Origin of the sequence: Sabulicella rubraurantiaca, assembly GCF_017355885.1 — a bacterium.
In the GTDB taxonomy this organism is placed as follows: domain Bacteria; phylum Pseudomonadota; class Alphaproteobacteria; order Acetobacterales; family Acetobacteraceae; genus Roseococcus; species Roseococcus rubraurantiacus.
The window spans coordinates 119,235-143,345 of record NZ_JAFEUU010000008.1 but is presented as its reverse complement, the minus strand read 5'-3'; the positions used below and the strand labels follow the sequence as shown (position 1 = coordinate 143,345).

Below are 24,111 nucleotides of genomic sequence, written 5' to 3'. Positions count from 1 at the left end.
CTGCGAGGCGGGGTCGGGCTTATTTAGAATGCAGCCGCACTCACCTCCGCACCGAGCCCATGGACATCGTCATCACCGAGAAGACCAGCCAGGCGAAGGACGTTCAGGCGGCCGTCGGCAGCAAGTACGGCCAGATCTTCCCGGCCGAGGGCCATCTCCTCACCCTTGAGGAGCCCCAGGACGTCAATCCGGACTGGGCAAAGTGGAGCCCGGTGCTGCTCAAGCCCGAGCGGCGCTATGGGTTCAAGCCGGCAAAGGGTGGCAACAAGGGGCAGAAGCTCCAGGCCATCCAGTCCGCCCTGAAGAAGGCAACCCGCGTCTGGATCGCCACCGACTGTGACCGGGAAGGGCAGCTGATCGGGCAGGAAATCCTCGAGTGGGCCGGATATGGGGGGCAGGTGATGCGGGTGATGTTCACCGCCCAGGACCCCAAGACGATCCGCGATGCTTTCGCCGGGGCCAAGCCCAACACCGAATACGGTAACCTCTACAATGCCGCGCTGGCTCGCGCGCAAGCCGACCAGATCTTCAACCTTTCGTTGACCCGCACCGCGTCGGTGCTGCTCTCGCGGCCGGGGTCCCCCATCGGCATCGGCCGGGTGAAGACGCCCACCATGTCGCTCGTGTGCCGGCGCGAGTTGGAGATCCGGAACTTCAAGCCGGTCACGTATTTCGAGATCGTCGCGAACGCTGGCGTGGCCGCTGGCTCATTCCGCATGCGCCACGCACCCAAGCAGAGACTGGAAAAGAAGGATGAGGCCGAAGCCATCGTCCGAAAGGCCGAGGGCTTCCGAGGCCCGCTCAAGGTCAAGGTCGAGGACAAGCGCCAGAGCCCACCCCGGCTGCATGACCTCCCCAGCCTGCAAAAGCTGTGTTCCAGCCGTTTCGGATGGACCGCCGAGCGGACCCTGGATGTGGCCCAGGCACTCTACGACACCCACAAGATCATCACCTACCCGCGCGCCGAGACCCGCTACTTGGCCGAAAGCCTCATCGCCGATGTGCCGCGCTTGGTGGCCGGGCTCACCGCGTCGGGCGCACCGCTCGCCGGGATCGCGATCCCGAACCCGCCCGCGGTCCGAAAGGGCAAGAGCGGCCATTTCTGGGACAAGGGCCTGGAAGGGGCGTCGCACCACGCGATCATCCCGAACGCGAACACCGTCGGCGACCTGCCCAAGATCCTGCCGCGGCTCTCGGCCGATGAGGCCAAAATGTTCGACATCGTCGCGCGGAGCTACCTCGCCGCACTGATGCCCGACTTCCTGTATCGCCAGACGACGGTGACCCTGGATGTGAACGGTCACGAGTTCCGCGCCTCGGGCGGCATCCCCACCTCGCCAGGCTGGAAGGCGGTTTACGACACGTCTGAGGACGAGAAGGTGGCGAAGACGGAAGCGGGGGAGAAGGACGATGCTGACGCCGATCAGACCCTTCCACCCCTTCGCGACGGCGAGCTGGCCACCCTCTCGGATGCGAAGCTGCTCGAAAAGCAGACCAAGCCCCCGCCGCGCTACACCGAAGGCACGCTGATCGAGGCGATGCAGAACGCGTGGAAGTTCGTGGAGGACGAGGCGCTGCGGGAGCGGCTGAAGGAGGCCAAGGGGATCGGCACGCCCGCGACCCGGGCCGAGGTAATCAAGGGGCTCAAGGCGCAGCAGTTCCTGGAGGCCAAGGGCAAGAACGTCGTTCCCACCGGTCGTGGCCTGGCGCTCTACAGCCTGCTCCTTCAGGCGGAGCCGATGCTGGTGGACCCCGGCGTGACGGCGACCTGGGAGATGCGCCTGGATGACGTGCTCACGGGCCGGGAGAAGTTCGGCCGGGCGATCATGTCGATCTGCGATGACGCGCAGCAGGCGATTGATCGGCTGAAGGCCTATGCGGCCCAGGGCGGCGCGGTGCCCGGCGCCCTGGGGGATACGACCCGGCCGCCCACGCCAGCGATGAAGGGCTTTGCCGAGCGCCTAGCACAGCAGAAGGGCCTCTCCCTGCCCAAGGGCTACAGCAAGGACGGCGATCTCGTCCGCGCCTTCCTGGATCAGCACGCGCCGAAGCGGGACACCGCGCCAGGGGAGGGGGAGGGGCCTCGCCCACCGTCCGAAGCGCAGCTGCGCTTTGCCGAAAAGATCAGCGGCGAGATCGGCAAGCCCATTCCGGACGATGCTCGGGCTTCCTCGAAGGCGCTCTCTGCCTGGATCGACAAGCACATGCCAAAGAGAGGCGGCAAGGCCATCTCGGCGCCGAAGGGCGAAGCGAAGGGCAGGGGGAAGGCGGCGCGATCGGCCGGCATGGCACCTGCTCGCCCTGCGCCCGAGGCAGTGTCTCGAACTCCGGCGAAAGGCGCACCGCCACCGGCCGGCGCCACGCCGCTCAAAATTCCCTTCGGCAACAAGGAGCGAGCCATTGCCATGGGAGCGAAGTACACGGCTGAAGGCTGGTTCGCGCCCGCTGGGACCGATCTTGCAGCCTTCCGTGAGGCGGGGTGGCTCTGAGAATGCTCTCCGCCCGCAGTCCAGCTTCGGTCAGCTGAGGCCTTCCGTACCCCGGCGCAGACCAGATCTTCGAGGAGCGACCCTTCCAGCCTTCACAAGCAAATCCTCGCAGAGCCCGGAGAGCACCGAGATGATGTCTTTGACGCAAGCTTGAGGGTCGCGAACGATCTCGAATTCCGTGAAGCGGATCACAGGGATGCCGCTGGTGAGAAGGGTCCAGTCACGGCTCCGGTCTCGGCGGGCTTGTTCCTTCGTGCCGTCATGGACATCGTGACCATCACACTCGACTGCGAGAAAGCGGTTCTCGCCCTCCAGGCAGACCTTGAACAAGAAGTCCGGACGCATGCGGCGGAACTGGTGCTGAATGGTCCAGATCGTTCCCCAGGCTGGGTCAGGGAAGGAGGGCGCCCCCCAGAATGGGTTGTAATCGAGGTCGTTGTAGCCGTCCGTGCCTTCGAGGATGAGATACGCCGCCAAGATGTTCTCAATGGGGCTCTCGCACTGCTCAGCCGCCATCCAGAGTTCATCCGGGAAGGCATAATGAAGATGGTGGGCGCGCCGGAGATTCGAGAGAGCGTTAGTGTGATCTGGCTCCGCGCCCTTCAACATCTCCATCGCCTCAGAGGCGAATTCGATGGCGGCTTCCTCTGCCTCATTCGCCAAGGTCGCGTAGAACGCCATGCCCGGGATTTTAAAGTCGCTTTTGGCCATGCGTGCGGCGATCTCGATGACCCCCTCGTGGACGGTGCCCGGCCGCCAAGAGCGGCTGTGATTGATGGGCACGAAGGAGTCTGACGGCATCGGCCCTCACAAAGCACACGGAACGCCAGAAGCCTAACGCGGATCCGACCACAAAGAGCGGGCCTCCATCGCAGCGACCCCCGACTGGCTTTCACCGTCCGCCGCGGCCGATCAACCCCCAGACCCGTTCGATCTCACCACCCAGCGCCATGGCGCGCGGCCACCGGCGTCATGGATCGGGGTGAGCCACCATTTCGGCGCATGCTCGCCGAACACCTCGACGATCCGCACGAGCAGGGACCGCAGTGCCTTGTCCTCGCTGCCGAAACCAAAAACGATCGTTGCGCAAGGCCGTCAGTTCGACCGCCCGCCCAAAGTTCACCGTCAGAACTTCCGCGGTATCGGAGAATTGCAGGGCCGATGTCGCAGGTTTGAAAACGAAAATGGCCGAGGAAGCCTCACTTGGCCACAAAAGGCGGTCGCTCGTTGAGCGTCAGCCAATACCGGTCGACATCCGCCATCATGGCGGCCAGGGCCTCGGGAGCGCCCGGCTTCACCAGGTATGAGTTCGCCCCGAGATCGTAGGCCCGGCCCACGTCGTCCTTCAGGGCTGAAGAGGTCAGCACGACCACGGGCACCCGCTTGGCCCGAGGCTGGTCGCGCATCCAGCGCAGCACCTCGAAGCCCGACAGGCGCGGCAGCTTCAAATCCAGCAGCACGACGGCCGGCACGGGTTTCTGCTCATCGGCCAGCCGGGCGATGGCGCGCTCCCCATCCTCCAAATGCTCGACCTGCAACGGGGCAGGCAGCCTCCGCAGGGCCCGACGCATCAGGATCACGTCGTCAGGATCGTCCTCCACGAGGAGCACGAGGCGGTCGTCGCGGGAAGCGGCGGCTTTCTCCATGATCCATCAATCCTTCCAAGCAGGCAGATCCATCCAGAAGCGGCTCCCGCCATCCGGTCGGGAGAAAACGCCGCAGGCGCCGCCAAGTCGTTCGGTGACCCGGCTGACGATCGCAAGTCCGATCCCGGTGCCCGGATAGGATTCGCGGCCGTGCAGCCGCTCAAAGGGCGCAAAGATCCGCTCCTGATGCGTCGCAGCGACGCCGATCCCCTCGTCCTCGACCCACAGACGCACCGGACTCCCTTCGCCCCGCGTTTCGGCGCGGACCCGAACAACCGGCGCCTTTCCAGGCGGGGTAAACTTGAGCGCGTTGCCGATCAGGTTCTGCAGTGCCTGGCGCACCATCGCACCCTGAGCCCGGACAGCCGGCATTGGACGCCGCACCTCGACCAAAGCGCCCGTCTCAGCGACGGCAGGCGCCATGGCCTCAAGGACCGCGTCCACCGCCCCTTCGAGTTCGACGCGCCCGGTCCGGATGTCTTCTCGCGCGAGACGGCTATAGGTCAGGATGTCCTCCACCAACGAATCCATCCGCTCGGCAGCAGCGCGGATCCGCCCCACGTATTGGCGCCCTTCCTTCCCGATCGCCTCCCCGAAATCTTCTTCCAGCGCCGCGGCATAGCCGCGCATGGCCCGCAAGGGGGCGCGGAGATCGTGCGAGACGGTGTGCGCGAAGGCATCGAGCTCCTGGTTGGCTTCGGCCAGGCTTGCCGTACGTTCGGTGACACGCCGCTCCAGCCCAGCATTGACCTCGCGGAGTTGCTCCTCCTGGCGCTGCTTTCGGATCAGCCCAACTCCAAGAAGGGCACTCATCAACGACAGCATCCCTGTCGTGCCGGCGAGGATCGTCAGCGCTTCGGCCCGGTCGTCCTGCACATCCGTGCGCTCCTCGAGCAACTGCCGCTCGGCATTGTCGAACTCGTCCAGAAGGGCCCGGATCTCCTCGGACAGGCGCTGTCCCTCGTCGGTGCGCACCAGGGCCAAAGCGCCGTCACGGTCCAACCGGTAGAGAGCAAGTGTTTGCCGAAGCTCATTCAGCTTGGCGTCCAGGAGCGCTCCGAGCGCGACGGCACGCCGCTTCTGCTCAGGATCCAGGACCAGCGCGACCAACCGGGCGTGGTCAGAACCGATGCGGGCCGCTGCTTCCTCGTAGGGAGCGAGATAGCGTCCCTCCGCCGTCAGCAGGAATCCGCGCTGGCCGGTTTCGGCCTTGATGACCTGGGTCCTGACCTCAGCCGAGGTCCGCATGATCTCGTTGGTGAGCCGCACCAAGCCGCGTGCTTCTCGCAGCCGCAGTAGGTTGAGGTTCAGCAGCAACGCCGTGACAATCAGGAGAACGGACGATAGGGCGGCCACCGCGCCACCGGTGAGCCGCAGTCGGTGCCCGCCGCCGAGGCTGGAAGGGGAGGGGCCAGGGTGCTCTTTTGGGATGGTCACCAGACTCAACTACTCCACCATCCTGACAGGTTGTGTGCTCTAGTCTTCGAAGGTAGCAAGCCGCACGTCCCGCTGGCTTCTTGGGTCCGGCCCTTCTCTAATCCTTCTTTGCCTCAGCGAGTTGACCAGGATGCGGATCCTCCTTGCCGACGACGACCCGGATATCCGCGGATTGGCGGCTCGCGTCCTGCGCCAGGAATTCGGCACCGAGGCAGACATCACAGAAATCCCTGACCGGGCCACTTTGAATCAGGCGCTTTCTGCGGCGCCGCCTGGCCTCCTGGTCTCGGATTACAGCCTGGGCTGGGCCGATGGCTTCGAGATCCTCACCACCACCCGTGCCACCCACCCAGACTGCCCTGCGGTGATGTTCACTGGAACCGGGAATGAAGATCTGGCTGTCCGCGCGCTCAAGGCCGGCTTCGACGACTATGTCGTCAAGTCCGAGCGCCAGCTCAGGCGGCTGGCCGCTGCTTGCCGTGCCGCGACGCAGCGCATGGCCGAGCGGCGCGAGCATGTGGAGAACCGGGACCTGCTGGCTCAGGAACTCTACCATCGCCTCCACAACAACTTGCAGCTGGTTATCAGCCTGATGACCTTCACGGCCCGCGCCATCGCAGACGATGACGCCCGCGCCAAAATCGAGGACCTATCGGGACGAGTCCAGTCGCTTGCCATGCTGCAGGAGCAGCTTTACCGGGCAAGGGATTGGCGCAAGATCGACTTCAAGACCTATCTTTCCAAGCTCATTGATGACCTCGTGGCCCTTGATTCACGCCCGATCGCGGTTTCTGCGCAGATGGACCAGATCGAACTGCGCGTTGACACAGCCGTGCCCCTCGCCTTGATCGCCAACGAGCTGATCACGAATGCGCTCCGCCATGCCTTTGTCGGCCGAGCGGAAGGGCGCCTCGAAGCCACTCTGCGCATCCGAGACGAAGGCGGCGTCCTGCTTGAGATCGCCGATGACGGCGTGGGACCCGGTGTGGCATCAACATCGACCGCGCACGACAAAGCGTCGCTGGGGCTCGGAACCAAGCTGGTCCGGCGCCTGGCGCGGCAGATCAGAGCCTCGGTCGACTGCGAACCGGGCGAGCAGGGGGGACACGGTGCCAGGTCAAAGTGCCGACATGAAAGACGTCCAAGAAATGCCGTTGCGCGTGCTTGTTGTCGAGGACGAGTTCCTGATCGCCGATTACATCGTGCTGCTGTTGGAGGAAGCCGGGTACCAAGTGCTTGGCCCGGCGACCAACGCGGCCGAGGCTCTCAAAATACTGGAGAGCGACACTGCTCCCGACGTGGCATTGCTGGACATCAAGCTACCCGGCGGCATGGACGGGATTGAATTGGCCGGGGAGATCGCCCGACGGAGCATCCCTCTGCCCGTCATCTTTTCCTCGGGATCAGGCGACCCGACAACGCGCCGCCGTGCCGAGGCCGTCGCGCCGATCGAGTTTCTTCAGAAGCCGATTGAGCCACGCCGCCTGATCAACGCGATCTCAAGTATCAGGACACACCGGGCCTGACGGCCAACCCCCGGAAAAACCGCTCGGCTGGAAGTGCGGAACCAGAGTCCACGGGATATCGGCAAGAGTTGTGCATAAGTGGCGCCGGACCTTCGGAAAGGCCGCCCCCAGTCGTGAGACCGCGACTCGCCTCCGAAGTGTGGAGTCGGGTTCTGCCCCCCGGCACGGGCCTGCCGAACCAGGCCCCACCAGGGACCTGGGGCGCGGCCAGACCATCATTGAATGGGGAAGGGACCCGTTGCCCCTTCGGTACGGGGCGAGGGACCGCCGCCATTCAAGTGTCGCGGCCTTCGCGTCCTTCGCAGCCGATCAGACGCCATACCAGCTCGGCCTCGCCACCTAGGGCCATGGTGCGAGGGGTGCGCCCGCCGGCGTCATGGATTGGGGTCAGCCACCATCGTGGCGCGTGCTCGCCAAAGACCTCCACCACGCGCATGAGCAGCAGGCTCAGCGCCTTGTCTTCGCTGTCCAGGCCAAAGAGATCCCGCCGCAGCCCCGCCAGCTCGGCTTCCCGTTCCGCGATCAGAGCCAGCACTTCCTCGGCCTGCCGTATACGCGAGTGGCGGATGTAGCCCGAGGAGCGAGGGTCATCGACCGAGCGGTGGCGGGTGAGGGTGGTCATGCGGTGTCCAAGATGCCGGGATTGAACAAATTAAGAACACAGAACTCCCCACGGTTTCAAGCGCCTCCCGCGCATGGTCGCGCGCCGTCACGAAACGGCTTGCGGAAACCTTCCCGTTGTGCCCGTTTTGTTCTCTCACCCTTTCGTGAGGTCCGAGATGTGCATTCCGCCGTGGGTCGTTGACGCTTTCTTGAAAAATAAGCGCCTGCCGCTCGATCCGGTGAAGGCCGCACAGGATCTCACCGAGCGTCTCGACGACATGGGCTTCATCGCCACGATGCACGGCCGGCTGCGCCTGCTCGACCTGCGCGTGGAGGACACCTTCGTGGACACGATCACCGTCATCACTCTGGCACCCGACCAAGACGCGCTGCGCCGCGGCAGCCACATCCCAACGGTCGAGCCGAAAGCCGAGACGCGCTTCGCGATCGATCTTCAACGCGGCCGCATCGTCCAAAATGGGGCCTGACCAGCAGCCCAGCTTGAGCCGCATCCAGGTTTATGGAAATTAAGTCTTTGATTTTTCTTATGATTCTTCGGTTTTAGCAAGCATCGCCCCGCCCAGCAAGGAACCCGTTCCGTCATGCGTCTGCATGTCCTGTCCGACCTTCATTGCGAGTTCGGAGGCTTCGAGCCCCCGGCCGTGAAGGCCGATGTGACGCTGCTCGCGGGCGACACCTTCACCAAGGGGCGTCTGTGCCCCTGGGACAATGCCGAGGCCGCCTTCGGCCGTCCGGTCGTCGCGGTGTGCGGCAACCACGAGTTCTATTGCGGCAAGATCGACACCATGGTGCCGAAGCTGCAGGCGCTGTCTCCGGCCAAGCGCATGATGGTGCTGGAGCGCGACGAGTTCCGGCTGGGCGACCAACTGCGCGTGCTTGGCTGCACGCTGTGGGCCGACTTCCGCCTGTCGCTCACCGGCGACGAGGACCCGATGGCCGCCTTGGATGAGGTGCGACGGCTGGCCAACATCTGCGTCGGAGACCGGCGCCGCGCCCGGATCAACGACTTCCACGCGATCCGGGTCGCGGGTGATGCCTACCGGCGCTTCCGGCCCAGGGATGCGGCGCAGCTACACGATCAGTCGGTGCGCTGGCTTCGGGAGCGCCTCTCCGAGCCCTTCGCGGGCAAGACGGTGGTCATGACGCACCACGCGCCGTCGCTGCGCGCCGTGCCGCCGCATCGGCTCGCGGACCCGTTCATCGTGGCTTACGCCTCGCGCTTGGACAGCTTCATCGAGGAGCTGCAGCCCGATCTCTGGGTCTTCGGCCACATCCATCAAAGCCAGGATTTCCGGATCGGCCGCACGCGCCTCGTCGCAAATCCGCGCGGCTATGTGGTGCTCGACCCCAATCCTGCCTTCCGGCCAGATCTCGTGGTGGAGATCTAAGCCACGTCGCCAGCGCGCCTACTTACGGTCGCCTTCGAGCAGCCGGTGGCGGCTGAAGGAGAAAGCCCAGCATCGTATCGACCAAGCATCGTGCCAAGGTCTTCGTTGGCGAGGGCGAGGGCGAGGGCGTCGCGCCGGGCGTTCGCCAGCAGCGGGGCACATTGCCGCAGCCAGTCTCCGGATAAGGACGGAGGGCGATCTAGCACTACCTGGGCACTTGTAGTCTTGGCGCGCCGATCCGAGTTCCAGCGTGTGACCTCGGCTGGAGGCGGCCATGACCAGCTGCAGCACTTCATCGCCAGCACAGCTTGGGACGACGCCCCGCTCTGGACGGTGCTGGCACGCGAGGCCGATCGGCTGGTGGGCGGGCCAGGCGCCTTTCTCGTGATCGACGACACCGCGCTGCCCAAGAAGGGCACGCTGTCGGTGGGCGTGGCCCGGCAGTATTGTGGGCAGCTGGGCAAGAAGGCCAACTGCCAGTCCCTGGTCTCGCTCACCCTGGCCCAGGGCGAGGTGCCCGTGCCGGTGGCCTTGCGCCTGTTCCTGCCGGAGGAATGGACCGGCGATCCCGCCCGCTGCGCTCAGGCCGGCGTGCCGGATACGGAGATGCAGCCACGCAGCAAGGGCGAGATCGCCCTGGCCGAGCTGGACCGGCTCCTGGCCGCGGGGGTGCGCTTTGGCGCCGTGCTGGCCGATGCGGGCTATGGCGCGAGCGCGGCGTTCCGCCAGGCGCTGTCGGAGCGCGGCCTGCTCTGGGCCGTGGGCATCCTGCGGGTGCAGAAGGTCTACGGCGCCGCCGTGCAGGTCGCGGTGCCGCCGCAGTGGCGGGGCCGCAAGCGACGTCCGGTGCCCGATGAGGAGCCGCGAGAGGCGGAGAAGGTCCTGGCCGGGCTGTCCTGGCGTCGGATCACCTGGCGACAGGGGACAAAGGGCGCGCTGACGGCTCGGTTTGCGGCCCTGCGTGTCCGGGTCGGCGATGGCGCGGTCTGGGGCAACAACCGCCACCTGCCGGGCGAGGAGGTCTGGCTGGTGGGCGAGTGGCGCTCCTCAGGCGAGCGCAAGTATCACCTCAGCAATCTCGGACCTGACACGTCACTGCGCGCGCTGGCCTCGACCATCAAGGCGCGCTGGGTGTGCGAGCAGGCGCACCAGCAGCTCAAGGGGGAGCTGGGGCTGGGCCACTTCGAGGGGCGTTCCTGGACGGGGCTGCACCGACACGCGCTGATGAGCTGCATGGCCTTCGCCTTTCTGCAGCACCTGCTCCTGGCTCAGAACCGCCGGCTGAAGCGGGGGAAAAATGTCGCCTCGTCGTCTGGGCCCGCCGCCGTCACCCAGCCTGCCGGCCGTGCGACGCGCGAGCCTTTGTCAGCTGTTCGCCCACCTCGTCGCGCCTATTCGATGTCCGCATTGCAAGCGCAGCTTCCCAACACCCCTTGAATTCAAAGTGCCCAGGTAGTGCTAGGGCCTGTTAGCTCTTGGCACTGTCCCTCAGGTCTGCTTCGGACGGGTGGGGACGCCGTCGGGCAGCGGGACCCAACGGTACTTGTTCTCGGTCCAGACCGCGACGTGGGGCGCCGGGAAGTCCGGATCGGCGAAGGCCCCGGCCGCCACTCCGATCCTGCCGGGGGCCATCTCCAACTCCCAGAACACCGTTGAGCCGCACTCCTGGCAGAAGGCGGTCTCCATGTACCGCCCGGCGTCCGAGGAGCGCCGGAACCGCTTATAGGCTCCTTCGGTCCTCACCTGCCCCCGCTCGAAGTAGGCCGACACGCCGTAGACGCTGCCGGTGCGCTTCTGGCACTGCGTGCAGTCACAGAGCACCACGCGCGGCGGCTCGCCCTCGCAGATCACCCGGAGTTGGCCGCAGGCGCAGGTGGCGGTGCGGGTCGGCATAGGCTTGCCCTCCACTATCGATCGCCAAGACACTCCTAGGCGAGCAGACGATCCCACGCCTCCTGCTCGAAGGCGTGAGACGGAAGTGCGTCAGGCCCCTTCAGAATCGCGAGTATGGGCAGTCCGATGGCGGGATTTGCACCAGTACGCTGCCAAGCGCGCTGGCGCCGCTGGTGCGCCTCCTCCGTGAACTCGGCGTGGAGCGTAGAGAAAAGCCGACCGATGAAGCGTAGGCGTCGCATGCGCTCGCGCCGTTCTTCCACATAAGGTTTAAAGGTCTTGGCCGAAAACCTACCCTCAAGCATGGCTTCGGAGACAAGGCGCACGTCGCGCAGTGTAATGCTCAGCCCCTGACCGATCGTGGGGTCGTTGTGCCCAGCCGCATCGCCAATCAGCACCACCCCCGGCGCGACCGGCTCGTCGATCCAGCTGTCGGCGTTCGGGTAGCCATGGCACGGCCCAATTGGGCGTGCCGCCGCCAGGGCTTCGCCAAACGGCAGCGATGGCACGTTGAAAGCAGCCAGGAAGTTGCGCGCCGCGTCGGGACCGGCGTAGCGCCTGCGTTCGGCGAGGGTGTGGTTGACGTACAGCCGCACTCGGCCGCCGCCCTGAGGGAAGACGTAGAGCGTGGCTCCGCTATGGGCGCCAAAGGTCTGCTCATCCTCCGGCCACGCCTCCGCGCCCTCAACCAGAAGCCCTGCCATGATGTGGTGGATCGGGTCCGTCTCAGCGTTCAAGCCAATATAGCGCGCCACCGCCGACCCGCGCCCGTCGGCGCCGACTACCAGCCGGGGCGATACCTCACGCCGGTGGCCATCATGGGTAAAGCCGACCCGCGGACGCTCGCCAGCCTCTACTGAGAGTTCAGACGCGCCGCGCAACAGCGTCGCCCCGGCCTCACAGGCCGCGGCGTCGAGCGCCTCGCATAGGCGCGGGTGGCCTACGGTCACCGCGCCAGCAATGCCTGGCAGCATCACGCTGAGGTCGGTGGCACGCGCCCTCGCTGCCTCAGGGTCAAGACCATCCCGATAGGGGACGGTGCGGACAGTGTAATGGGTGCCAGCGCGAGCCAGCACATCAAGCAGACCAAGCTTGCCCGCCTCTGCCACGCCCCAAGGCGCCAGGAACTCGCCTCGGACCCGATCGCGGTGGACCAGCGCTCGTTCTAGCACGAGCACGTCCAAGCCACCGCGGGCGAGCACCGTGGCCAGGGCGCCCCCCGCTATCCCCGCGCCGACGATCACGACATCCGGTTCGTCCGCCAAGGCGCACCTTCCTACGTCGCAGGCAACCCACAGGAGAGGGTTTACGTGGCGCCCAGTCTTTCTCAAAAAATGTACCGACGGCAACTACATTAAAGCCCGTTAGCGTATGAGCCAGTCGAGCGTGGCTGCAAGGCAGAGCACGCCGAGGAAAGATCGTGCGGTCTTCTCGGAGCGGATGGCCACGGCGTGCCACTCTTTGACCCGTGCCCACAGGTTTTGCACGAGGCGGCTGGAGTGACGAGGCACGGGTGCTAACGAAAGTGTAGGTGGTGTCCACGTACCGGCAGGTGAGCGCGGCGATTGCGTTGCGGAGACAACATGCTGGTGCCTTGGCGTCCGGGCCGCTAGTTCCGTCAGCACCGTCCCAAGGGCCTCCTTTGCACTACCGACGGGCCCTGGCGAACTCCCAGCCCGAACACACTGAGCGCTGCAATGCACGCCGGGAGCAACCCTGGACGGCCACCGTGTACATCTCACCGGAGCGTGTGCCTGACAACACTCGGATCCTGCCGTTCCCTGGGCCATATTCCTGCTGTGCGCCTTCGCGGCCTTCACGCGACCACCGCACTTGGATGACGTCCCAATCCGCCTGGATCACGTTCACCCACAGCTCGCCGTCGCTGTTGATCCAAATCCGGGAAATACATGGACGATCATGAGGGCAGGCGACGCTCGGGCTCGCCGCCGCAGGCGAAGCGATCAGCAGCGGCAAAACAAGCAGAAGGCGGTTCAACATGATGACCCCGCTGACTCCGCAAGCGACCCTCAATCGAAGGTTATGCAAGGAAATTATGCGCACGCAAGTAAAATGACACCCTCCGTTCTAGATACCGTAATCGGGTCGGCTGGTGGCGCGAGCTGCCATGACCGGTTGTTCTTCCAGGCGGCCCCAAGTGGGCCGCAGCGAAGGGAGGCACCGAGATGACCCACTATGCCGGGATCGACGTCTCACTGGAGACGAGCAGCATCTGCATCGTTGACGGCTCTGGCGCCGTGCTCCGCGAACTGAAGGCCGAAAGCGAGCCGGATGAACTGGCGGCGGCCCTGACGGGCACGGGGCTGGAGTTCGCCCGTGTTGGCCTCGAGGCGGGGCCGATGTCGCAGTGGCTTCATGCCGGGCTCAAGGCCGCAGGGTTGCCGGTGGTTTTGCTCGAGACACGGCAGCTGCGGGCGGCGACGAAGGCCATGCCGACCAAGACCGACCGGACCGATGCGCGTGCCATCGCCCAGATGGTCCGGACCGGTTGGTTCCGGGCCGTGCATGTGAAGTCCGAACTCTCCCAGGAGCTTCGGGCGCTGCTCACTGCGCGCAAGCTGCTCGTGGGCAAGCTGAGGGACATCGACAACGGCGTCCGTGGCCTGCTGCGCGGCTTTGGCCTGAAGGTCGGCCCCGTCGGTGACCGCGCCTTTCCCAGCCGTGTCCGCGAGCTGGCAGCGGAGCGCGAGAGCCTGGCCGCCGTGATCGAGCCCCTGCTGCGGGTGCGCGAGGTGCTGCTGTCCGAGCGGGAGCGCCTGCACGGTCTGGTTGTCCGCGCCACACGCGACGATGCGGTCTGCCGCAGGCTCATGACCGTGCCTGGCGTGGGCCCGGTCACCGCGCTCACTTTCTGCTCGGCGGTGGATGACCCCGCCCGGTTCAGCCGATCGCGTGTTATTGGCGCCCACTTCGGCCTTACGCCAAGGCGCTACCAGTCCGGCGAGACTGATCGTGTGGGACACATCAGCAAGCAGGGCGATGGTCTGGCGCGCCAGGCGCTCTACGAGGCTGCGAACGTCTTGCTGACCCGAACAAGCCGCTGGTCGTCACTCAAGGCGTGGGGCATGGCGATCGCGAGGCGTTCGGGCATGCGCCGCGCCAAGGTGGCGGTGGCTCGTAAGCTCGCCGTCGTGCTGCTGAGCCTGTGGCGCGACGGTACCGAGTTCCGCTGGGGCAAGGAGGTGGCCGTGGCGTAGTCGCCCTCACCTCTGACCCAAGCGTCCGACGTCCCGTTGTGGGGACGCGGCAGGGCGAGACCGCAACGGACCCGGTGCCGGCATCCGCCGAACCCGCTTACTAGATTGGTCTGCCCCGCCTGCCTGGCCGTAGCCTGTGGCGGCTCCACGCCGACCACGAACAGAAGCGAGGAACCCGCGACGTGACCACCACGCCGGTCATTGACCGACCCGATTACAGAAGGGTCCGTTAGCGCCTGAACCTGAGGCGCGTCGTGGCGTTGCGCTTGTTCCGCGAAGGCAAGCCGGGGCTTTCCGACAAATGCTGGGCGATCTTGAAGCCTCTAATTGAAGCCTGTCGCTCGCAGGTCAAGGCGCGGCCGTATCGCTTTCGGATACGGCCGTCACGTTTCCATTGACAATGCTTCTGCACCGGCTCCGAAGTGAAGGGGCCGGACCGCCGGCCCTTCGGCGCTCCTGGCGGTGAGGAGGATGCCATGAAGGATCTCGGTCGTCGGTTCGCCGTCTCCTTTGCTGCCATCACGGTCGCGGGCTTGGCCTGCAACGAAACGGCGTCCGCTCAAAGTGCCTCACCGTCGCCCGAGCCGGTGCGCCTGCTTGTCGGCTTTGCTCAGGGCAGCAATTCGGATGTCGTCGCCCGCTTGTTGGCGGCAGCCATGGCGCCTCGGCTTGGACGCCCGGTCGTCGTCGAGAACCGCGTCGGCGGATCGGGCAACGCGATGGCCGAGGCGGTGGCCCGGGCCGCCCCGGACGGCTCCACGATCGGGCTCCTCGCCCCGTCCTTTCCGGTTGCACGCCACGTGGCGCGAAACCTGCCCTTCGACCCACAGGCCGACTTCACGCCGATCAGCCTGACCGCCACGGCGCCGGTGCTCGTGCTGGTCAGTCCAGACCTGCCGGCGCGGGACCTCCGCGAACTCGGGGAGGTGCTGAGGAGCCGGCCCGTCGTGTGCGCCACACTGGGCGAGGGCACATTCCTGCACCTGTCGCTCGTGCTGCTGACCCGGGCGCTCGGCAGCGAATGCCGCCCCGACCACAATCCGAACCCGAGCGCCGTGATCGCGGGATTGGAGGCGGGCCGGGTCCAACTCTATTTCAGCGCTGCGGCCGCGGCGCTGCCGGCTGTCCGTGCCGGCCGTGCCCGGGCGATCGCGGTCGCCTCAACTCAGCGGATCGCAGCCGCGCCGGACATCCCGACGGTGGCGGAGACAGTGCCCGGCTTTGAGGTCGAGGCATGGTACGGCGTCGCCGGACCCAGTGGCCTGCCGTCGGAGGTGCTGGACCGTCTTCAGCGAGTGGCAATGGAGGCGACACGCGATCCAGCGGTGGCAGGGCGGCTGCGCGAGGTGGGCGCCGAGCCGGTGGGGTCCACCGGCTCGGAGTTCGCGGTGCGGCTTCGGGCCGAGGACACGAAGTGGGCCGAGGCCGCCCAGGCAGCAGGGCTAAGGCCCGCTGGCCTCTGAACTTCGGCGGTTGTGCCGGTGGGCTTGCTTCGGGGCGGTGAGTGGGTGCCGACCGACGCGCTGGGCAGCGTCGATCGCCTGTTCCGATCAAGCTTACCCCAGCCGCCGTCTCGTGAAGAACTCGTGGACACAGTTGAAGGAATGGCGTGCCGCCGTGTCCCTCCACGCGAAAACTGCCCGATCCTTGGCTGGCATGCTCTGCCTCGCCGCTCTGGGCAAGTTCAGACGCTAACGGGCCTTAATACCAAGCTGACTATGGACTGACCTGTTGAGCCCACTCGAAATCGGTCAGCGCCTGGATGCGGCCGGTTTCGCCAATGAGCTTGTCCCAAGCCTTGCAGCAGGCATCGACGATGGCGTGCGAGCCGCTGAACAGCCGGCCCGATAGGTAGCGGTCCCGCAGGTACTGCCAGACCTTTTCATGGCGTTCAGCTCGGGCGAGGGGGGTGGCAGGTGGACCAAGCTGATGTTCTGCGGCACGCGCAGGTCGTTGGCAATGTGCCAACCGTCATTGTCGATCAACATCGCCGCATGGGTGCCGGCCGGCAGCTGCGCAGCGACATCCTCGAGCAGCAGGTTCATCGCTGCGACCGAGACATGGGTCAGCACGATCGCCGCGCCGGTGTCGCGGGTCGGGCAGACCGCGCCAAGGATGTAGGCCGAGCGGGGGCGCTGGTCCTTGAACATCCGCGGCCGCATGCCGCGCCCGAACCAGCGGCGGACCATCCGCCCCTTCTGCCCTACCCTGGCCTCGTCCTGGAACCAGACCTCGATCCGCTCGGCCTCGGGGTGGTCGGCCGCGACCTGGGCGAGGGCTTGCGCGAAGCCCCCTTTTTAAACCGCTCCTGGGCGGCGCGGTCGGTCTCGGCATGCTGCGGTCATGGCGTTTGCCAGGACAAGCCGAGGCTGTGCATCAGCTTGCCCATCCCGGTCTCGCTGTAGATCACGCCGAAGCGCTCCTGCACGATCCGGCAGAGGTCGATCAGCCGCCAGGTCGAGACGCCGTCCGCCTCGGGATCTGGCCCTTGCAGCACGATGGCCTTCAGCGTCGCCTGCTGGCCCTCCGTCAGCCGGCAAGGGCGACCATCGCCCCAATGGTCCGACAGCCCTGCTGGCCCGCCGCGGTTATAGCGGATCACCCAGTCGCGTAGCGTCTGCCGGTCCATCCCCGCGATCCGCGCCGCCGCCTCCCGGCTCAGCCCCTCAAGGGCCGCCGCAATCGCCAGCAGGCGTCGCGCCACCCGCAGATCGCGCTCCACCTTCGCCAGTCGACGCAACTCGCCAGATGACACGTTTTCTCAAATCATCAGCGCCGGCATGATCGATCCCCAGATGTCATGCCAGCCGATGAATCACGTCCAACCGTGTCGGCTCAAGCCCCACGAGTCAGACCTTCAGGCGCTCGGTATAAGGTTTCGTCCGGGAAGACGGGGCAGGGGAAGGAGCGGCCATGCTTTCTTGTAACTTGGGAGAAGGATGGACGTCACGCGGCATCCACCAGCCTTGAAGCTGAGGCATCATCTGGCCTCAGGGGGATCAAGATGGCTCATTTGCTGGTGCGGGACGTCTGCGAGGAGATGGTCAGGCGCCTTGAAGATCGTGCGGCTGCCTATGGACGGTCGGCGGAGGAGGAACACCGCACCATCCTGGAACAGGCGCTGAGGCTAGTGTCGAAGCCGCCTGCGGTCGTGGCTCAGCGCTTCCAGAGGGAGACCGCAGAGAGCGGGCCGGGGAGCACAGGTCTGATCCCGGAGCAGCGGGAGCACCGCGGCGAGCTTCCTGAGCAGGAGAGGGTGACGAGCCGACGAGATGGCTGGATCCCTGACCCGCCACAGGGACGGGTGAGGCTTTGCTGACCGGCTAAAGCGTAAAAGCCAACGCTCAAGCCCGCCGCCAGTCGAGAAGGCCCCAGCGCCCAGCTTCGGTGGCGCCGCACCTAAAGCATCCATCATAGGATCTACTCCCTGCAACGAGGGGAACAGGTCTCAAACTGCAGCATTGACCGGGTCGGACGGCGTCTGCTGTGACGCCGCCCACTCCCCTCACGTGCAGCCCAGGCGGCGCCGGGCTCCCCACCGTAGGGCAGAAGGCCAGCCCACCCACGCCAGCGATGACGGGTATCGCTGACGTTTGGCAAAGGCGAAGGGACTCTTGCTTCTCAAGGGGCTACGCGAACGACGGCAATCTCGCGCGCATTTCTGGATCAGCACACCCCGAAGCGGGAAGCAACGCCAGGGAGGGGAAGGGGCCGCGACCTCCGTCCGATGCGCAGCTGCGCTTTGCGGAGAAGATCAGGCGAGATTGGCGAGCCCATCCCGGATGACGCCCGCTCCTCGTCGCGCGCCCTCTGGGCTTGGATCGAAAAGTAATTGCCGAAGCAGCCCCGAAAAGCCAGCTTGGCGCCGAAGGGAATGCGAGAGGGAAAGGCGTGTGATCGGCGGGCAAGACGTCTGCTCGGCCTGCGCCCAAGGCAGCGTCCCGCTCACCGGCCAGGGGCGGGCCGCGACCGTCCGATGCCACGCCGCTGAAATTTCCCTTCGGCAACAAGGACCGTGCCAATGCCGTGGGCGCGAAATATGCGGCTGGTGGCTGGTTCGCGCCGGCCGGGGTTGATCTTGCACAATTCCGCGGGGCGGGCTGACTCTAAAAAGAAAACCAGGGTCAGGCATCGCGGACCGGGCAAAAGTCGAGCCGCGGGGGAGACCAAGTCACGTTGCTCCGGGTCGGTCCCGACGGGGAAAAAGGCAAAAGACCGGGCTGGCCAGACCGGCACCACGCGAGCACTCTACGACAAGCAGCCACATTGTTGCTACCGCTGCTGGTAGGAGGCTGCGCCCACGACGGTTCTGACGGAGAAACCCGGTATGGCGACAACATTGCGCAAGCGATGGCTTCTGGCACTAGGCCTGCTCGCGGGGTTCGCCCCCGCATCGCCGCAGGCCCAGACAGTGACCGCGGTATTGGAAGCCGAGATCGTCACCCTCGACCCGCATTTCACGCCGGCCTACATCACGCGCACCTTCGGCTACATGGTCTTTGACACGCTATTTGCAATGAACGCGGCGGGCGAGGTCAAGCCGCAGATGGTGGACAGCTGGACGCGTTCCGATGACGGCTTGACTTGGACCTTCACGCTGCGGGACGGCCTGAAGTGGCATGACGGGACAGACGTGGCGGCGACGGACATCGTGGCCTCGCTTCGGCGCTGGTTCACACGCAGCGTGCTGGGCGGACGGCTGGGCCGGGCCACTGCGTCGTTGGAGGCGCGCGACACAAAGACCTTCGTGCTGACGCTGGGCCAGCCCTTTGGTCTTGTGCTCGAAACCCTGGGCACGACCTCATCGCCCGGGCCGTTCATGATGCCTGCGCGCCTTGCTCAGACACCGGGGACGGAACGGATCACCGAGATCATCGGTTCGGGCCCCTTCGTCTTCCGGCGAGAGGACCATCGCCCCGGCGATCGCATGTTGCTGCGGCGGAATGCCGCCTATGTGCCGCGGAACGAGCCCGCCGATCACTTGGCTGGTGGGAAGGTGGTACGGATCGAAGCGCTCGACATCCGCGTTGTGCCGGATGGCACGACTGCAGTTTCTGCCATGCGCAGGGGCGAGATCGACTACATTCAGTATGCGCCCTTTGATATGCTCTCCGCGTTGGAACGCGATCGGCGCATCTCGTTGGTGAATTTCCATGGGCTCGAGCAGTTCACCGGCCACTACCGCACCAACGCGGCTTCAGGACCTTTCGCAGATCCGGCGATCCGGCGTGTGCTGCTCTCGCTGGTGGACCAGTCGGAAGTGATGGCAGGGCTCGGCCTTTCCGGCCGCTACTCTCAGACCTGCAATGCCTTCTTCATTTGCGGCTCGCCCTATGAAAGCGACGTGGGCACCGAGCCGATGCGTAGACCGTCTGTCGAGGCCGCGCAGGCAGCCTTGCGTCAAACCAGTTACAACGGCGAGCCCGTCGTCGTGCTGGTCGCAAGCGACCTGGAGGCACCAAAAGTCTCCTCCGAGATCCTTGCCGATCGCCTGCGGCGCGCAGGATTTACCGTCGACCTGCAAGTGATGGATTGGGCCTCGGTGCTTGCGCGCCGCACTCGGCGTGATGGATGGTCGGTCTTCGGAGTCCATGCGCTCGGCGTCGACCTGCACAACCCGCTGACCAACTCGATCATCGGCCCCAACTGCACGGACTCGAACACCGGCGGCTTTCATTGCGAACGAGCGCTGCCCCCCCTGTTCGACGCATTCGCCGCGGCTTCAACCCAAGGCGAGAGGCAGCGCATCGCCGCGCAGATCCAAGAGGTCGTCTATGGCCAGGGCATAGCCGTTCCCTGGGGCCAGTTCGCTCAGCCCGCCGCCCATCGGGTGCAGTTGCGGAACCTGATCCCCTCGGCGATTCCTCTCTTCTGGAACGTGGAGAAGCGGTAGCCGGCATGTATGACGTGATCGTGGTGGGCGCCGGTTCCGCCGGCGCCCCGCTAGCCGCACGACTGTCCGAGGACTCGTCGCGTCGCGTGCTGCTGCTGGAAGCCGGACGCGACTGGCGTTCGGCCGAGGCTCCGCACGCACTCCGCAGCGCCAACATCATCCCCTTCATGCACCAGCCTTCGCACCAGGCGGAGTGGCAATGGCCCGGGCTGATGACCCGTCGGACCAAAGCGCAGGAGCCGAAATTCTACTGGCGCGGAAAGACCATGGGGGGCAGCTCCACGGTCAACGCCCAGATCGCCATCCGCGGCGTGCCACAGGCCTTCGACGCCTGGGCCGAGGCCGGTTGCGAGGGCTGGGCGGCGGTCGATGTGTTGCCCCTGTTTGACGCCATAGAGGACGATCCTGAAACGGCCGCAGGACCCGGCATCCGCCAAGGCGGACCTCTGCCCGTCTATAGGGCACCACCCGGAGAATGGGGCTCGGTGGACCGCGCGCTGCGCGACGCAGCGCTGGCGGAAGGTTATCCCTGGAAGGCTGATCTCAACGCGCCCGAAGGCGAGGGCGTCTCCTGCTACCCGATTAATCTGCGCAACGGGCAGCGCATCACGACCAATGACGGCTATCTGGAACCGGCGCGAGGTCGCGAGAACCTAACCATCCGCGGCGAGGCCATGGTCGACCGCGTGCTGTTCGATGGGACGCGCGCGTGTGGGGTGCGGGTGCGCTTTGGAAAGGGAGCGTGGGAGGAGATCGCGGCGCACGAGGTTGTGCTCTCCGCTGGCGCGATTCACAGCCCGACCATTCTGCTGCGATCGGGCATCGGCCCGGCTTCGGAACTCGCCGCTCTAGGCATCCCGGTGTTGTGTGATCTGCCAGCGGTCGGGCGCAACCTGATGGACCACCCCATCTTGCGGGCGACGATCGCGCTGAAGGCTGAGCATATCGCGCGCGGACGCGATGCCCGCCACACCAATTGCTGCATGACCTACAGCAGTGGCCTCGGGGGCGGTGGTGAGCGCGACATGATCATGATCGCCTTCAACCACCGCGGTATCACAGCGGATGACTCGCCCTCCGCCTCCGGCGCGATCGGAGTATCGCTCTACGATGCCTTTTCGCGCGGCTCGCTGCAGCTGGCTTCATCCGATCCGGATGCAAATCCGGTGGTGGAGGAGAACATGCTTGATCACCCTGGCGATCTGCTGCGGATGCGCGACGGAATCAGGCGTCTTGCCCGTATCGCAGCGCGTGAGGCTGTGACCGGCATCTCCGAAAGGGTCACTTTTGGCGAAACTGAACTCAGCCTTACCGAAGCGGCCGCGATGCCGGATGGTGAGCTGAACGCGCTGATGCTGGAACAGGCGGGTGACATCCAGCACGCTGCGGGCACCTGCAGAATGACGGCGCATGAAATTCCGCACGGCGTCGTCGATCCCGACCTACGCGTGCGTGGAGTGCGCGGGCTGCGCGTGGCGGACGCTTCCATCATGCCCACCGATTGCCGCGCGAACCTCCACTTCACCTGCGTGATGATTGGCGAGAACCTCGCAAGGCGGATGCGCCAACCATAGGCATTCGATCGCCCCGAATCACCAGTCCGCGCAATCAATCCTCAGGCGAGGACGGACGAGTTCGGATCTGCGCAAAGGAACGTGCTGCGAGAAGCATCTGACACGAGACAGGGTTGACCCACTTCAGCAGGCGGCATGACATCCATCGAATGTCCTTCCGCCTGCTATCGTCTCATTGGGTAACAGCGAGTGGCTGGGCGCCACCGGATGGTTACGCAGGGCCCGGTGGAACTCCTCGTTCAATAAAACTCGGTCCTGCCAGAGCGAGGGCTGGTCCCTGGCGTACCCGAAGACGGGCTGCAGCCGGACCCGCAGCGTCGCCCCTATCGACAAGAATCAGCCGATGTGATGACGCAGGAGGGAATGCAGGGAGAACACATCCCCCGCGCAGGACATCGCGTCCCTGCCTCGCTCCGGCTGCCGCGCCGCTCAGGGTGAGCCACTTGGGCGGCCTGTCTATTGAATGGGTCCAAGACGCTGCACGACGCGCACCCCGCGTGCCGTGTCCTCGTCATAGAAGCGCTGGAACGTCTCCCCGTCCCTGAAATCCAAGGTGTTGCCGCTGGCGGCCATGGCACGCTGGAATTCGGCTGCCTCCGTGACCGAGCGCGCAGCCATGCGCAGGCGATCGACAACAGATGTCGGCGTGCCGCGCGGCGCGAACAGCCCCACCCAGATGTAGAACTCCACACCCTCGAAGCCACGCTCGATAAAGGTCGGCACACCCTCGAAGCTTGGCAGCCGGCTTCTGCCCCAGACCGCCAGTGCTCGCGCGCGCCCATCGCGTACAAGGGGCGCCGCAGCGGACGGCGTCGCAGCCATACACTGCACCTGCCCGCCGAGGAGTGCTGCCGTGGCCGGTCCGCCGCCTTGGAACGGGACGTGGAGCATATCGAGCCCAGCCGCTTGGGACAGCATGACCACCGAGACGTGCAGTGCTGAGTAGTTACCCGCCGACGAGTAGGCGACGGCGCCCGGTCGTCGCCGAACGTCCTCGACGAACTCCTCGACCGTGCGGATCGGGCTCGATGCAGGGACGATCAGCACAGTCGGATCGAGTGAAAACAAGGCGATCGGCTGGAGCTGGTCGGGCGAATATGCCGGTTCGCGCCCGTTCACCCGCGCCGCTTCCGGCACCAGAGTCATGAAGGATAGACCCATGAGCAGCGTATGGCCGTCTGGGGCCGCGCGTGCGACGAACGAGTTGCCCACCTCACCGGACGCACCAGGACGATTGGAGACTGGCACCGGAACCCCAAGGTCGCGTTCAAGCGCTGGCGCGGCGAGGCGCGCGACGACATCTGCCTGCCCGCCTGGCGGAAACGCGACGACGAGGGAAATCGGGCGCGACGGATAGGACTGCTGGGCCGTGGCGGCTGCGGGTGCGGACAGCGCGGATGCCGCTACGAGGAGTACTCGACGCTTCATGGTTCTTCCTCCCATATGATGTCGCCCGGCCTCGGCCTAGGCAGGGTTGGTCAGGCGAAAGCGAAGGCTGGCCCATCGCGCCGGACGCGCAGGATGCGTGGCGCGTAGAAGTGAATGGCGCCGATCCCGAAACCCTCGTCGGCGCAGCGTTCCAGCAGAGCATGGCGGGTCGCCGCGGCCTTTGCAGGATCTTGGCAAAAGCGGGTGTTCAGTTCAGGGGCGAACACCTGCAGGCAATGGTGCATCGGGTCGCCGCCCAAGAACACTCCGCCGCCTTTGCCATCCGAAACCTCGATGACGGTCATTCCGGGCGAATGGCCGGGGGCCGGGAGCACCCTCAGGCCCGGCGCGATTTGAAACGACGGCTCCACGAGATCTGCGAGGCCTGCCGCGAGCACGGGCGCGACGCTGTCCTCGAACGCTCCAGCGTTCCACGGCGGCATGATGCCTGGGCCGGCTTCGGCCTCGAGCCGTGGCATGATGTAGCGAGCATTCGGGAAAGTCGGCACCCAGTTGCCTTTGCGCTGCACCGTGTTCCAGCCGACGTGGTCGTGGTGGAGGTGGGTGTTCACCACATGGGTCACGTCGCTGGGGTGGACGCCCACGGATACGAGGCGCTGCAGCCAATCAGTGCTCAGCATGTGAAAAATCGGGAAATTGGGGCGGTTCTTGCCGTTGCCGGAGCCAGTATCGATCAGCATCACCACGCCCTCGCCGCGCACGAGCCAAGTGTGCACGCTCGTCACGAGCTTGCCGCTGGTGGCATCGAATGCAGCAGCCGGGGTCCGAGCAATGAGACTGGCGGCGGCCTCGGGCGCAAGGGCAGGGAACATCTCCCACGGTAGCATGCGGGGGCCGCCGAACTCCGGTACAACATCGAGCCGGAACTGGCCGCAGTACAGTCCGCGGTCCTGGTCTTGCGCCGCATCCATCGGCTTTCCTCCCAGTGGATCGTTGTTGGGCGTTCCTGGACAAGTCGCGACAACGCGCTTGAG

General features: G+C 65.9%; 18 protein-coding genes and 4 pseudogenes. 12 read left to right on the top strand and 10 right to left on the bottom strand.

Annotated elements, in window-relative coordinates:
- The first annotated feature begins 59 nt into the window (after window positions 1-59).
- Entirely contained in the window at window positions 60-2,489 is a 2,430-nt protein-coding gene (locus JTJ31_RS15425; RefSeq protein WP_207539617.1) for a DNA topoisomerase, read from the top strand.
- A 30-nt stretch (window positions 2,490-2,519) separates the two neighbouring features.
- On the opposite strand, the gene JTJ31_RS15420 is transcribed toward JTJ31_RS15425, so the two are convergent.
- From JTJ31_RS15420 to JTJ31_RS15410, 3 genes are all read right to left on the bottom strand, one after another.
- Complete coding sequence (locus JTJ31_RS15420) at window positions 2,520-3,290, bottom strand: endonuclease domain-containing protein (protein WP_207539616.1); 771 nt, start codon at window positions 3,288-3,290, stop codon at window positions 2,520-2,522.
- A gap of 398 nt (window positions 3,291-3,688) precedes the next feature.
- The gene (locus JTJ31_RS15415; RefSeq protein WP_207539615.1) at window positions 3,689-4,135 is read right to left on the bottom strand and encodes a response regulator; all 447 of its coding nucleotides are present in this window, start codon (window positions 4,133-4,135) and stop codon (window positions 3,689-3,691) included.
- Between the two features lie 6 nt (window positions 4,136-4,141).
- Entirely contained in the window at window positions 4,142-5,572 is a 1,431-nt protein-coding gene (locus JTJ31_RS15410) for a sensor histidine kinase (protein WP_207539614.1), read from the bottom strand.
- A gap of 130 nt (window positions 5,573-5,702) precedes the next feature.
- On the opposite strand from JTJ31_RS15410, the pseudogene JTJ31_RS15405 reads away from it, so the two are divergent.
- Both JTJ31_RS15405 and JTJ31_RS25385 read left to right on the top strand, forming a co-directional pair.
- Window positions 5,703-6,665: pseudogene (locus tag JTJ31_RS15405) on the top strand (sensor histidine kinase); the annotation flags it as partial.
- Window positions 6,666-6,702: 37 nt separating this feature from the next.
- A complete protein-coding gene (locus JTJ31_RS25385) occupies window positions 6,703-7,098 on the top strand; it encodes a response regulator (RefSeq protein WP_408015423.1) in 396 nt (131 codons plus the stop codon).
- A gap of 274 nt (window positions 7,099-7,372) precedes the next feature.
- Here JTJ31_RS25385 and JTJ31_RS15400 read toward each other — a convergent pair whose 3' ends face one another.
- Entirely contained in the window at window positions 7,373-7,720 is a 348-nt protein-coding gene (locus JTJ31_RS15400; RefSeq protein WP_207539612.1) for a hypothetical protein, read from the bottom strand.
- A 157-nt stretch (window positions 7,721-7,877) separates the two neighbouring features.
- On the opposite strand from JTJ31_RS15400, the gene JTJ31_RS15395 reads away from it, so the two are divergent.
- The 3 genes and pseudogenes from JTJ31_RS15395 to JTJ31_RS15385 all read left to right on the top strand — a co-directional run.
- Entirely contained in the window at window positions 7,878-8,189 is a 312-nt protein-coding gene (locus tag JTJ31_RS15395) for a hypothetical protein (protein WP_207539611.1), read from the top strand.
- A 114-nt stretch (window positions 8,190-8,303) separates the two neighbouring features.
- On the top strand, window positions 8,304-9,110 hold the full coding sequence (locus JTJ31_RS15390; protein ID WP_207539610.1) for a metallophosphoesterase: 807 nt from the start codon (window positions 8,304-8,306) through the stop codon (window positions 9,108-9,110).
- 261 nt (window positions 9,111-9,371) lie between these two features.
- A pseudogene (locus JTJ31_RS15385) lies at window positions 9,372-10,547 on the top strand (IS701 family transposase); the annotation flags it as partial.
- Between the two features lie 51 nt (window positions 10,548-10,598).
- On the opposite strand, the gene JTJ31_RS15380 reads toward JTJ31_RS15385, so the two are convergent.
- The 3 genes and pseudogenes from JTJ31_RS15380 to JTJ31_RS24695 form a co-directional block, all read right to left on the bottom strand.
- Entirely contained in the window at window positions 10,599-11,018 is a 420-nt protein-coding gene (locus tag JTJ31_RS15380) for a GFA family protein (RefSeq protein WP_207539609.1), read from the bottom strand.
- A gap of 20 nt (window positions 11,019-11,038) precedes the next feature.
- Window positions 11,039-12,268 (bottom strand): NAD(P)/FAD-dependent oxidoreductase, encoded by a 1,230-nt coding sequence (locus JTJ31_RS15375; RefSeq protein ID WP_207539608.1) that lies wholly within the window; start codon window positions 12,266-12,268, stop codon window positions 11,039-11,041.
- Between the two features lie 99 nt (window positions 12,269-12,367).
- Window positions 12,368-12,490: pseudogene (locus tag JTJ31_RS24695) on the bottom strand (IS5-like element ISMex42 family transposase); the annotation flags it as partial.
- 699 nt (window positions 12,491-13,189) lie between these two features.
- Between JTJ31_RS24695 and JTJ31_RS15370 the strand changes: the two are divergent.
- Together JTJ31_RS15370 and JTJ31_RS15365 are read left to right on the top strand one after the other, a co-directional pair.
- Window positions 13,190-14,221 carry an IS110 family RNA-guided transposase gene (locus tag JTJ31_RS15370; protein WP_207539607.1) on the top strand — a complete coding sequence of 344 codons (1,032 nt, stop codon included), beginning with the start codon at window positions 13,190-13,192 and terminating at the stop codon, window positions 14,219-14,221.
- 476 nt (window positions 14,222-14,697) lie between these two features.
- Window positions 14,698-15,684, top strand: coding sequence for a Bug family tripartite tricarboxylate transporter substrate binding protein (locus JTJ31_RS15365; RefSeq protein WP_207539606.1), 987 nt, complete (start codon window positions 14,698-14,700; stop codon window positions 15,682-15,684).
- A 253-nt stretch (window positions 15,685-15,937) separates the two neighbouring features.
- Here JTJ31_RS15365 and JTJ31_RS15360 read toward each other — a convergent pair.
- Window positions 15,938-16,976: pseudogene (locus JTJ31_RS15360) on the bottom strand (IS630 family transposase).
- Window positions 16,977-17,021: 45 nt separating this feature from the next.
- Here JTJ31_RS15360 and JTJ31_RS25380 point away from each other — a divergent pair.
- The 4 genes from JTJ31_RS25380 (at window position 17,022) to JTJ31_RS15350 (ending at window position 21,688) form a co-directional block, all read left to right on the top strand.
- Window positions 17,022-17,540 carry a FitA-like ribbon-helix-helix domain-containing protein gene (locus JTJ31_RS25380; RefSeq protein ID WP_408015422.1) on the top strand — a complete coding sequence of 173 codons (519 nt, stop codon included), beginning with the start codon at window positions 17,022-17,024 and terminating at the stop codon, window positions 17,538-17,540.
- Window positions 17,541-18,208: 668 nt separating this feature from the next.
- Complete coding sequence (locus tag JTJ31_RS25375; RefSeq protein ID WP_408015427.1) at window positions 18,209-18,325, top strand: DUF5710 domain-containing protein; 117 nt, start codon at window positions 18,209-18,211, stop codon at window positions 18,323-18,325.
- A 223-nt stretch (window positions 18,326-18,548) separates the two neighbouring features.
- On the top strand, window positions 18,549-20,114 hold the full coding sequence (locus JTJ31_RS15355) for an ABC transporter substrate-binding protein (RefSeq protein ID WP_207539605.1): 1,566 nt from the start codon (window positions 18,549-18,551) through the stop codon (window positions 20,112-20,114).
- 5 nt (window positions 20,115-20,119) lie between these two features.
- The gene (locus JTJ31_RS15350; RefSeq protein ID WP_207539604.1) at window positions 20,120-21,688 is read left to right on the top strand and encodes a GMC family oxidoreductase; all 1,569 of its coding nucleotides are present in this window, start codon (window positions 20,120-20,122) and stop codon (window positions 21,686-21,688) included.
- Between the two features lie 456 nt (window positions 21,689-22,144).
- Here JTJ31_RS15350 and JTJ31_RS15345 read toward each other — a convergent pair whose 3' ends face one another.
- Together JTJ31_RS15345 and JTJ31_RS15340 are read right to left on the bottom strand one after the other, a co-directional pair.
- The gene (locus JTJ31_RS15345; protein ID WP_207539603.1) at window positions 22,145-23,116 is read right to left on the bottom strand and encodes a tripartite tricarboxylate transporter substrate binding protein; all 972 of its coding nucleotides are present in this window, start codon (window positions 23,114-23,116) and stop codon (window positions 22,145-22,147) included.
- A gap of 50 nt (window positions 23,117-23,166) precedes the next feature.
- Window positions 23,167-24,048 (bottom strand): MBL fold metallo-hydrolase, encoded by an 882-nt coding sequence (locus JTJ31_RS15340; RefSeq protein WP_207539602.1) that lies wholly within the window; start codon window positions 24,046-24,048, stop codon window positions 23,167-23,169.
- Window positions 24,049-24,111 lie beyond the last annotated feature (63 nt).